Here is a 10,867-nt window from a genome sequence, read left to right as displayed (position 1 = left end):
GCCTAATGCCGTTAAGGCCACCTTACGGGCGTCGGACGCCCGTAAGGTGGCCTTAACGGCACGTCGTTCGGTGGGCCTGAAGGCGCTTACCTCGTCAGCGGAGTTTGTTGCGCAGGACCTTGCCGGTCGCGTTGCGCGGCAGCTCGTCCAGGAACTCGACGTCGCGCGGCACCTTGTACCGGGCCAGATTCGCCTTCACGTAGTCACGAACGCCTTCGACGTCCAGCGAGGAGTCCTCGCTGAGCACCACGAACGCCTTGAGCCGCTGCCCGAACTCGGCGTCCTCGACGCCGATCACCGCGGCCTCCAGCACGTCCGGCCGTTCGACGAGGAGGTTCTCCACCTCGATCGGGTACACGTTTTCGCCGCCCGAAACGATCATCTCGTCGTCACGGCCGTCGATGAACAGCAACCCGTCCTCGTCGAAATGCCCGACGTCGCCGCTGGAAAGCAGCCCGTCGATGATCTCCTTGTGCCGCCCGTCGGTGTACCCGCCGAAGCTGAGCCCACTGCCGACGAACACCCGCCCGGTCACGTTCGGCTCGGTGATCTTGCCGCCTTTTTCGTCGTACAGCGCGACCTTGCAGCCGACAGGGGGACGGCCGACGGTGCCCGGCGCCTTCTCCCAGTCCTCCGGCGTGGCGACCGTGGCGACCGCGACCTCGGTCGAGCCGTAGAGGTTGTGCACGACCGGCCCGAACGCCGCGTTCGCCCGGTTCCCGAGATCCGGCGACAACGCCGACCCGGCGACGAAGATGATGCGCAGCGACGAGGTGTCGTACTTCTCCAGCACCTCGGCGGGCAGGTCCACGATGCGCTGCAACATCGTGGGCACCAGGACCAGCGCGGTGCACCGGTGTTCGGCGACGCCGCGCAGTGCCTCCTCCGGATCGAACTTCCGGCGCATCACGACCTTCGAGCCGAGCGCCGAGGACAGGATGAACTGCGAGAGCCCGGTGCCGTGGAACAGCGGCGCGCCCATGTACGTGGCTTCGTTGGCGCGCAACGGAATCCGGTCGAGGAACTGCGCGGAGGCCAGCGCCGAGGTGTGCGGCCGCGGCGCGCCCTTGGGTGTCCCGGTGGTCCCGCTGGTCAGCAGCACGAAACCGCCGGGCCTGGCCGGGGTCGGCACCGGCCGGTCGTCGGTGCTCGCGATCAGCTCGTCCAGCACCGGGACGGACCGGTCGGCCAGCTCCTGGCCGGGGTCGACCCACGCGAGGTAGCGGTCCACCGTGTCCGGGATCGCGTCGAGCAGCCCGGTGAACTCGTGGTCGTAGACCAGCGCGGTGACGCCTTCGCGCGCGGCGACGTCGGTCAGCTGCGGCTTGGCGAAGCCGGTGTTCATCAGCAGCAGCTTCCCGCCGAGCTTGCCGACGGCGGCCATCGTGACGACCAGGCCGCGGTGGTCGCGGCACAACGCGGCGATCACCGAGCCGGTGCCGAGGCCACGCTCGGTCCAGGCCCTGGTCAGCGCGTTGGACCGGTCGTCGAGCTGCTTGTAGGTGAGCGGTCCCAGCTCGTCGACGATGCCGACCGCGGACGGGTTCCGCCGCGCGGAGATGTGATTGGCACCGGCGAAGGGGCCGTACTTGTTGATCGCGATGAGCGATCGCAGGCCCTCGTCGAGCCGGGGGAAGGGGACCAGGCCCGCACGGCGCATGACGTCCACGCTGCGCACCGTCTCGGCGACCTTGCCCGTCACCGAGGTGGCGAACTCGGCCACGTTGGCCGGGTACTTCATCCGGGTACCTCCGTTGCTGCTTCGTTGCCGCGTCGAGGACCCACACCGGCGGGGCCGTACCGGCGGTATGGGAGCTACTCGACAGTAAACCAACGACGCGCGCCGCACCAGAGTGGTGCCGGACGGTGATCGCGGCCGGAATTGTCGGTGGTCGCCCGCACACTGTGTCCGTGCAGGTGTTCGCCGGTCAGGAAGAGGACGGGAGCCACGCGGTCCACGCCCCGGACGCGCCGTCGTGGAGCCGGTCGGGGCTCGACGACGCGGCGCTGGTCGCGCACGCCCGGCGACTGGAGGCCGAGCACGCGCCGCGCTGGGTGTTCACCTCGGCCGAGCAGTTCTACCCGGTGCTGGTCGGAGGCGGGCTGCGGGTCCGGCGCTGTCACGACCTGACGCTGGCCGAGGGGCTGCTGCTGGCCTACGAGGGCCGGGAGAGCGAGTCACGCGGCCTGCGCGCGGCGCTGGCGAGAGCGAACGGCGAAGAGGTGCCCGAGGGTGACGATCCGGCGTTCGCCGAGCTGGCGCAGCCGACGCTGTTCGAGACGCGCGGGCCGGGGCTGCCCGCCGGGGTCACGGTGCTCGACGCGGCCCGCCGGGTGCTGGCCGAACAGGAACGCCGGATCGCCGCCACCGAGCATCCTGACCGGATGCGGCTGCTGCTGGCCGCGGAGTCGGCGAGCGCGCTGGCGGCGGCCGAGATGTCGGCGGACGGGCTGCCCTGGCGCGCGGATCTGCACCGGGAGCTGCTCGCCGAGCGGCTGGGTGCCCGTGTCCCGGCGGGTCAGCGGCCGAAACGGCTGGTCGAGCTGGCGGAGCGGATCAGCGCGGCCTTCGACGGGCGCCCGGTCAACCCGGACTCGCCTGCCACCGTCGTCCGCGCGCTGGCCAGGGCCGGGATCGAGGTGCCGTCGGCGCGGAAGTACCTGCTGCGCGGGATCGACCATCCCGCCGTCGAGCCGCTGCTGGAGTACAAGGAGCTGTCCCGGCTGCATACCGCCAACGGCTGGGCGTGGCTCGACGAATGGGTCACCGACGGGCGGTTCCGCCCGCACTACGTCGTCGGCGGGGTCGTGTCGGGGCGCTGGGCCAGCCGCGGCGGCGGGGCGCTGCAGATCCCGAAGATCCTGCGCACCTGCGTCCGCGCGGACCCGGGCTGGAAGCTCGTGGTGGCCGACGCCGCCCAGCTCGAACCCCGGGTGCTGACGGCGTTGTCCGGCGACCGGCGGCTCGCCGAGGTCTCGGCGGCGACGGATCTGTACGCGCGGCTGGGCGAGGCGCTGTTCTCCGGCGCCCGCTACGTCGCCCCGGCGCACGACGAGCGAAGCGATCGGGACAGGGCGAAGATCGCGATGCTCTCGGCGATGTACGGGGGCACGTCCGGCGAGGCGGGTCCGCTGCTCGGCTTGCTGCGTCAGCGTTTCCCGGACGCGGTGTCCTATGTGGAGCATGCGGCGCAGGCAGGCGAACGCGGCGAACGCGTTCGCTCGCGGCTGGGCCGGACGTCCCCGGCGCCGTCGGCCGCCTGGCGGGCACTGACCGGCAGCCTCGCGGAGGACGAGGCGGCGGAGACCAAGGCGCGCCGGGCCTCCCGCGGCTGGGGCCGGTTCACCCGCAACTTCGTCGTGCAGGCCAGCGCCGCCGACATGACCGCCATCATGCTGGCCACCCTGCGCCAGCGCCTTCCCGCTCCCGCGCACCTCGTCTTCTTCCAGCACGACGAGGTCATCGTGCACACCCCCGCCGAACTCGCCGACCAAATCTCCGCGTCCATTGTGGACAGCGTCACCGAAGCCGCGCGCCTCCTCTTCGGCCCCGCCTGCCCTGTCCGCTTCCCCCTGCACATCGCCCCCGTCGACACCTACGCCGACGCCAAGTGACGTCCCCCATCACGCGAGTTCCGCCTCCAATCACACGAGATCGCCGCTCAATCACGCGAGACCGCCACTCGATCACGAACGGCCCCAGTGTGCGCAGACGGAGATCTCGCGTGATCAGGCGCGTAACTCACGTGATCAGGCGCGTAACTCGCGTGATTGGACGGAGAACTCGCGTGATCAGGCGAGGGCGTCGTCGATGGCTCGGGTGATGCGTTTGAGCGAGACAGGGTGTGCGGTGCCGAGGGTCTGGGCGAAGAAGCTCACGCGGAGTTCCTCGATCATCCAGCGCACCTCACGCAGGGCCGGTGACGACTCGCCCGGCGGCAGCGAGGCCAGCGCGTCCTCGTACTCGCGGGTGATCCACGCGACGTCGGCGGTGCGCTGCAGATCCCGCGTCGGGTCGGTCGGCAGCTTGTCCAGCCGCCGCTCGATTCCCCGCAGGTAACGCACCAGATGAGGCAGCCGGTCCTGGCCAGTGGCCGTCACGAAACCCGGATACATCAAACCGGCCAGCTGCGCCCGGATGTCGGCGAGCGATTCCGCCGGGCCGCGGGCGTCGGGGAGCACGGTTTCGACGTCGTTCGCCGCGCGCAGGATGCGTTCGACCTCGGTGAGCACGGCCAATACACCCGGGTTCAGCCCTGCCCGGACCTTCTCCAGCAGCACCGCGAACCCGGCCTCGTCCCACACCGGTCCCCCGGCCTCGGCCATCAGCTTGTCGACCGCGCAGTCGACGCAGTCCTCCAGCAGCCCGGCGACGCTGCCGTGCGGGTTCCGGTTGAGCACGAGCTTCGCGGAGTTGCTCAGGTTCCGGGTGATGAACTTCATCGGCGAGTTCAGGCTCAGCCGCAGCATCCGCCGCGTGCCCGCCCACATCGCGTTCTCCTGCTGGCCCGGCGTGTCGAGCAGCCGCACCGCGACCGACGAACCCTCGTCGACCAGCGCCGGGTACGCCCGCACGTCGTGGCCGCGCTGCTTGCTCGCGAACACCTTCGGCAGTTCCCCGAACGCGGGCGAGGTCAGGCCCGCACGCTCGATGCTGGGCGCGGCCTTCGAGATCGTCGCCCGCACCTTGCCCGAAAGACGGCGCTTCAGCTCCTCGACGTCCTTGCCCTCGGCGACCTTCCGGCGCCGGTCGTCGAGCACCCGGAACGTCATCCGCAGATGGTCGGGCACCGACGAGAGCTGGAAGTCCTCCGGCCGCACGGAAACCCCGCGCAGCCGCTCGAGTTCCTCGGACACGACGTCGAGCAGTGGCCCGTCGGCCGGCCCGACACGGGAGAGCACGAGCTTCGCGTGATCCGGCGCGGGCACGAAATTGCGTCGCAGCTGCTTGGGCAACGCCTTGACCAGCTGGGTCACCAGCTCCTCGCGCAGGCCCGGCACCTGCCAGTCGAATCCGTCCGCGGTGACCTGGTTCAGCACCGCGAGCGGAATGTGGACGGTGACGCCGTCGGCGTCGGAACCCGGCTCGAACTGATACGTCAGCGCGAACGCGTGCGTGCCCTGGGTCCACGAATCCGGGTAGTCCGCCTCCCGCACCCCGCCCGCGGAATCGTTGATCAGCATCGCCTTTTCGAAGCTCAGCAGATCCGGCTGCTCGCGCCGCGCCTTCTTCCACCAGCTGTCGAAATGCCGCACCGAGACGATGTCCGCGGGCAGCCGCTCGTCGTAGAACTCGAACAACGTCTCGTCGTCGACGAGGATGTCCCGCCGGCGAGCGCGGTTCTCCAGATCCTCGACCTCGTCGAGCAGCGCCCGGTTCTCGGCGAAGAACTTGTGGTTGGTCTGCCAGTCGCCCTCGACCAGCGCGTGCCGGATGAACAGCTCGCGGCACAGCTCGGGATCGATCTTGCCGTAGTTGACGCGCCTGTCGGCCACCAGCGGGACGCCGTACAGCGTCACCTTCTCCACCGCCATGACCGCGCCCTGCTTGCGTTCCCAGTGCGGCTCGGAGTAGTTCCGCTTGACGACGTGCCCGGCCAGCGGTTCGACCCATTCCGGCTCGATCCGGCCGTTGACCCGACCCCACAGCCGGGACGTCTCGACCAGCTCCGCCGACATCACCCAGCGCGGCTGCTTCTTGAACAGCGCCGAACCGGGGAACACCGCGAACCGCGCGCCCCGCGCACCGAGATAGTCACCCTTCGCGGGATCCTTGAGCCCGATGTGCGAGAGCAGCCCGGCGATCAGCGACGTGTGGATGCGCTGCGGATCCGCGGGCTCCGTGTTCAGCGTGATGCCGAGCGGTTTCGCGAGCTGACGCAGCTGGCTGAAGATGTCCTGCCATTCCCGCACCCGCAGGTAGTTCAGGTACTCGTTGCGGCACAGCTTGCGGAACTGGTTGCTGGACAAGGCCTTCTGCTGATCGGTGACGTACTCCCACAGCTTCAGGTAGGCCAGGAAGTCCGACGTCGGATCGGCGAACCGCGCGTGCTGGGCGTCGGCCGCCTGCTGCTTTTCGGCCGGTCGCTCCCTCGGGTCCTGAATGGACAGTGCGGCGGCGATGATCATGACCTCGCGGACGCAGCCGTTGTGCGAGGCCTCCAGCACCATCCGCGCCATCCGCGGGTCGACCGGCAGCTGCGCGAGCTTGCGCCCGATCTCGGTGAGCCGCCTGCCCTCGTCCTTCGCCGCCGCGTCATCCGTCTCGAACGCGCCGAGTTCCTGCAGCAGCTGGACGCCGTCGGAGACCTGGCGCCGGTCCGGCGGCTCCACGAACGGGAACGCCGCGATGTCCCCGAGTCCCAGCGACGTCATCTGCAGGATGACCGACGCGAGGTTGGTACGCAGGATCTCCGGATCGGTGAACTCGGGCCGCGCGTCGAAGTCGTCCTCGGAGTACAGCCGGATGCAGACGCCGTCGGAGGTCCGGCCGCACCGGCCCTTGCGCTGGTTCGCCGACGCCTGCGACACCGGCTCGATCGGCAGCCGCTGGACCTTGGTGCGGTGGCTGTACCGCGAGATCCGCGCGGTGCCGGGATCGATGACGTACTTGATGCCGGGCACCGTCAGCGACGTCTCGGCGACGTTCGTGGCGAGCACGATCCGGCGGCCGGTATGGCGCTGGAAGACCCGGTACTGGTCCGAAGAGGACAGTCGCGCGTAGAGCGGCAGGACCTCGGTGTTGCGGAGATCCTGTTTGTTCAGCGCGTCCGCGGTGTCGCGGATCTCGCGCTCGCCGGAGAGGAACACGAGGATGTCGCCGGGGCCCTCGGCGGACAGTTCGTCGACCGCGTCGCAGATCGCCTGCGTCTGGTCGCGGTCCGGATCCGCGGCAGGATCGTCCGGGTCGACGATCGGGCGATACCGGACCTCGACCGGATAGGTACGGCCGGAGACCTCGACGATCGGGGCGTCCCCGAAATGTTTCGAGAACCGCTCCGGATCGATTGTCGCCGAGGTGATGATCACCTTGAGGTCCGGGCGGCGCGGCAGCAGCTGCTTGAGATAGCCGAGGATGAAGTCGATGTTGAGGCTGCGCTCGTGCGCCTCGTCGATGATCAGCGTGTCGTACTGGCGCAGCATCCGGTCGGTCTGGATCTCCGCCAGCAGGATGCCGTCGGTCATCAGCTTGACAAGCGTGTCCTGTCCCGAATGGTCGGTGAACCGGACCTTGTAGCCGACGGCCTCGCCGAGTTCGGTCTTCAGCTCGCTCGCGATCCGGTCCGCGACCGTGCGCGCGGCCAGCCGCCGCGGCTGCGTGTGCCCGATCTGGCCCCGGATGCCGCGGCCGAGTTCGAGACAGATCTTGGGCAGCTGCGTGGTCTTGCCCGACCCCGTCTCCCCCGCGACGATCACGACCTGGTGCTCACGGATCGCGTCGGCGATCTCGTCCTTCAGCTTGCTGACCGGCAGCTCCGCCGGGTACTCGATCTTGGGGACGCTCTCGCGCCTCGTCTGCACGCGCAGCTCGGCGACGTCGATGTCGGCGGCGATCTGGGCCGCGACGGCCTGCTTGTCGCGGGCGCGGCGGGCGCCGTCGAGCCGCCGCCGCAGCCGATGCTCGTCACGCAGCATCAACTCCGGCAGCCGGGCACGCTGCGCTTCGAGGGGGGATGGTGTGGACATACTGTGCCGTTCGTTACCAATCCGACGGCAGCCACGGCGGACAGGGTATCTACGAGCAGGTCGGCTGCGGACCGTATCCGCCTGCTTTCGGTCGGATTGGTACCGGGACCAAGGATAGCCGTGCGTGACGAGCGAGTCGTCCCAATATGCCGTAGGTGACCCGGTCCCGCTCCCCGGCGGACGCATGGGCCCCGCCGGGTGGCGACCGGGAAGGTCAGGCGTGGGAGAGGGAATCCGGGCCGAGGTCGGCGAGCGTGCGGTGGCCGGACAGCCCCATCGTCAGGTCCAGATCGGCCAGCAGGCTCCGCAGCACGTGCCGGACGCCGGACTCGCCGGCATGGGCCAGCCCGTACACCCACGGCCGCCCGAGCAGCACCGCCTTCGCACCGAGGGCCAGCGCCTTCACGACGTCGGCACCGGTGCGGATACCCGAGTCGAACAGCACCTCGATCCGGTCGCCCACCGCCGCGACGATGCCGGGCAGCGCGTCCAGCGAAGCGATCGCGCCGTCGACCTGGCGGCCGCCGTGGTTGGACACGACGATGCCGTCCATCCCGGCCTCCACCGCGCGGCGCGCGTCGCCGACGTGCTGGATTCCTTTGAGGACGATCGGGCCGTCCCAGTGCTCACGCAGGAACGGCAGCCGGTCCCAGGTGCGGTCGGTGCCGGTGACCATCCCGATCCACCGCAGCACCGCCGTGGGCGTGTCCTCCTCCGGCGTCTTCTCCAGCATGCCGCGGAACACCGGGTCGGAGAACGGGATCGCGAGCCCCTCGCCGTGCAGGAACGGCAGGTAAGCCTGGTCGAGGTCGCCGGGCCGCCAGGCCAGCGTCCACGTGTCGAGCGTCACGACGAGCGTGCTGAACCCGGCCCGCTTCGCCCGCGCGAGGATGCTCGCGCAGACGTCCGAGTCGGCCGGCCAGTACAGCTGGAACCAGCGCTGCCCCTCGCCATTGGCCGCCGCGACGTCCTCGATGCTGGTCGACGACGCCGTCGAGAGGATGTACGGCAGGCCGACCGACGCCGCCGCGCGGGCGCTGGCCGATTCGGCCTCGGCGTGCACGATCGACTGGACGCCGACCGGGGCGACCAGCACCGGCGCCGCCAGCTGCTCACCGAACAGGGTGGTCGACAGGTCCCGGTCGGTCGCGCCGGTGAGCATCCGCGGCACCAGGCGCCAGCGGTCGAACGCCTCGCGGTTGGCGCGAGCCGTCGCACCCGAACCGGCCGCGCCCGCCACGTAGGAGAACGGCCCGGCCCCGAGGAGCTGCTGTGCCGAGGCCTCCAGCTTCGTGGCGTCGGTCGAGCACGGCGGGTACGTGCCGCCGAGTCCCTGCAGGTAGATCTCGTTCTGGTAGCCGCCGAACCGTTCGCTCACCTGGGTCTCCTCGTCATCCGGACCGCACTGTACCCGCCGGTAGCAACCAGCTGAGCCGCGCCGATCGGGTGACAGCGAGTGGCCCGATCACAGCCAGCAACAACACGTACCCGGCGACGAACGGCGCGATCCGCGCGTCGAGCCCCGCCGACGTCGCGAGGGCGGCCAGCACCAGCGAGAACTCACCGCGGGTGAGCACGGTGAGCGCGATGGTGACCGCGGCCTCCCGGTCGAACGAGTGCAGCCGTGCGGCGAACGCGCCCGCCGCCAGGTTGAGCACGATGGTCAGCGCCACGGCGAGCAGCACCGGGACGACCACCGTGCCGACCTCGCCGGGGTCGATGCTGAGCCCGAAGATGAAGAAGAACAGCGCCCCGAAGGCGTCTCGCAACGGCAGCACGAGCCTGTGGACACGGGGGGCGACCTTCGACCCGGCGAGCATCACGCCGACCATGAACGCGCCGATGGCGTCGGACACCCCGACCTCGTCGGCGACCGCGGCCCCCAGCACGGCGACGCCGACGAAGCACACCGTGAGCAGTTCGTCGTCGGCGGAGCCGAAGAACCGCGACACGATCCGTCCGCCCCAGCGCGCGAGCGCGGCCAGCACGAGCAGGAACCCGAACGCCTTCGCGAAGTCGAGCAGCGCCGGGCCGAAACCCTCGGCGCCGTTGAGCACCGGCTGGAGGATCGCGAGGTACAGCGCGAGGAACAGGTCCTCGATCACGATGACACCCATGATCAGCCGGGACTCGGGGTTGTCCATCCGGCGGGTTTCGAGCAGCAGCTTGGTGACGATCGCCGACGACGAGATCCCGACCACACCGGCGATCACGAGCGCCTCGCGCGTGCCCCAGCCGAGCGCGAAGCCGAAGGCGAGCCCGCCGCCGATGTTGAGCGCGAGATAGCCGAGCCCGGCACCGACGAGCTTCCGGCCGCCTTTCGCCAGGTCGTCGAGGGAGAATTCGAGGCCGAGGTAGAACAGCAGGAAGACGAGGCCGAGCCCGGACAGCACGGCCAGCTCGCCCGGGTCGTCCACAAGGGACAGTCCGGGGGTGTGCGGGCCGAGCAGGATGCCGGCCAGCATGAACAGGGGGATGGTGGGCAGCCCGATGCGGGCGCCGGCTCTCGCGAGCACTCCGGCGGCGAGGAACGCGCCGCCCACGGCCAGCAGGGCATGACCGGAACTCATGCGATCGCCTCGCTCCGCGAGACAGTGTTGAATCCTTTTCGGCGCATGATATCCATGATTCGCTCGCAAGCGTCGCTCATGGGAAAACCTCCGAGTACGGCTGAGTACGGAATGAAGACGCGTACTAGGCCGTGGGAGGAGCGCGTGCTTCGGCGGCGTGCGCGGGACGCCGGACCACGACGGGAGTGTGCTGGGCGAGGACCTCGCCGAAGCCGGGACGGGCCGCCCCTGCCGTCGCCGCCCGCGGCACGTCGACCGGCGGGATCGGATGGGCCGCAACGTGATGCGGCACCGTCTGCTGGGCGACGACGGCCGCCTTCGCCGTCAGGCCACCGGGGCCACCGGGCAGTTCGGGAGTGGCGTCCGCGAAGAGGAAGAAGGCCACGACCAGCAGGAGCAGGATGGATCGATGCCGTGGCGCGGCGGCACGGGTCACGGTCATCGCGACCCACTTTACCATTCCTTTAAGGTCGCCCATCCAGAGTCCACAATGGACATAGCATCGGGATGAGCTGAAGGGGGCAGTGAGCACGAACCCCCGCGCGGAGAGGCCCCGGAGACTCGGAGAGAAGCCGGGGGTCCAGTTAGGGCTCGCCCGCGGGGGGTGCGGC

Annotated in this window: 6 protein-coding genes; 1 reads left to right on the top strand and 5 read right to left on the bottom strand. The window is 70.1% G+C overall.

Translation table 11 applies throughout. From position 1 onward, the window contains the following. Positions 1-94 precede the first annotated feature (94 nt). Complete coding sequence (locus ACFWY9_RS34720; protein WP_378340859.1) at positions 95-1,741, bottom strand: acyl-CoA synthetase; 1,647 nt, start codon at positions 1,739-1,741, stop codon at positions 95-97. A 170-nt stretch (positions 1,742-1,911) separates the two neighbouring features. Between ACFWY9_RS34720 and ACFWY9_RS34715 the strand changes: the two genes are divergently transcribed. Then, complete coding sequence (locus ACFWY9_RS34715) at positions 1,912-3,615, top strand: bifunctional 3'-5' exonuclease/DNA polymerase (RefSeq protein WP_378340858.1); 1,704 nt, start codon at positions 1,912-1,914, stop codon at positions 3,613-3,615. Positions 3,616-3,792: 177 nt separating this feature from the next. Here ACFWY9_RS34715 and hrpA read toward each other — a convergent pair whose 3' ends face one another. The 4 genes from hrpA to ACFWY9_RS34695 form a co-directional block, all read right to left on the bottom strand. Next, positions 3,793-7,686, bottom strand: coding sequence for an ATP-dependent RNA helicase HrpA (hrpA, locus tag ACFWY9_RS34710; RefSeq protein ID WP_378340857.1), 3,894 nt, complete (start codon positions 7,684-7,686; stop codon positions 3,793-3,795). A gap of 214 nt (positions 7,687-7,900) precedes the next feature. Beyond that, a complete protein-coding gene (locus ACFWY9_RS34705) occupies positions 7,901-9,064 on the bottom strand; it encodes a lactate 2-monooxygenase (protein ID WP_378340856.1) in 1,164 nt (387 codons plus the stop codon). A gap of 13 nt (positions 9,065-9,077) precedes the next feature. Further along, positions 9,078-10,256 carry a cation:proton antiporter gene (locus ACFWY9_RS34700; RefSeq protein WP_378340855.1) on the bottom strand — a complete coding sequence of 393 codons (1,179 nt, stop codon included), beginning with the start codon at positions 10,254-10,256 and terminating at the stop codon, positions 9,078-9,080. Positions 10,257-10,380: 124 nt separating this feature from the next. Beyond that, positions 10,381-10,698: a hypothetical protein gene (locus tag ACFWY9_RS34695; RefSeq protein WP_378330172.1), complete on the bottom strand. Its 318-nt coding sequence runs from the start codon at positions 10,696-10,698 to the stop codon at positions 10,381-10,383. Positions 10,699-10,867: the final 169 nt, after the last annotated feature.

Source organism: Amycolatopsis sp. NPDC059027 (genome assembly GCF_042739735.1).
Taxonomy (GTDB): Bacteria; Actinomycetota; Actinomycetes; order Mycobacteriales; family Pseudonocardiaceae; genus Amycolatopsis.
Note: the sequence above shows the minus strand (reverse complement) of the source record. Positions and strands in the feature narration are given on the sequence as shown.

What these genes read in the sequence shown, in the direction of transcription:
- hrpA (WP_378340857.1), bottom strand. Translation starts at nt 7,686, where the DNA reads ATGTCCACACCATCCCCCCTCGAAGCGCAGCGTGCCCGGCTGCCGGAG.
- ACFWY9_RS34700 (WP_378340855.1), bottom strand. Translation starts at nt 10,256, where the DNA reads ATGAGTTCCGGTCATGCCCTGCTGGCCGTGGGCGGCGCGTTCCTCGCC.
- ACFWY9_RS34695 (WP_378330172.1), bottom strand. Translation starts at nt 10,698, where the DNA reads ATGACCGTGACCCGTGCCGCCGCGCCACGGCATCGATCCATCCTGCTC.
- ACFWY9_RS34720 (WP_378340859.1), bottom strand. Translation starts at nt 1,741, where the DNA reads ATGAAGTACCCGGCCAACGTGGCCGAGTTCGCCACCTCGGTGACGGGC.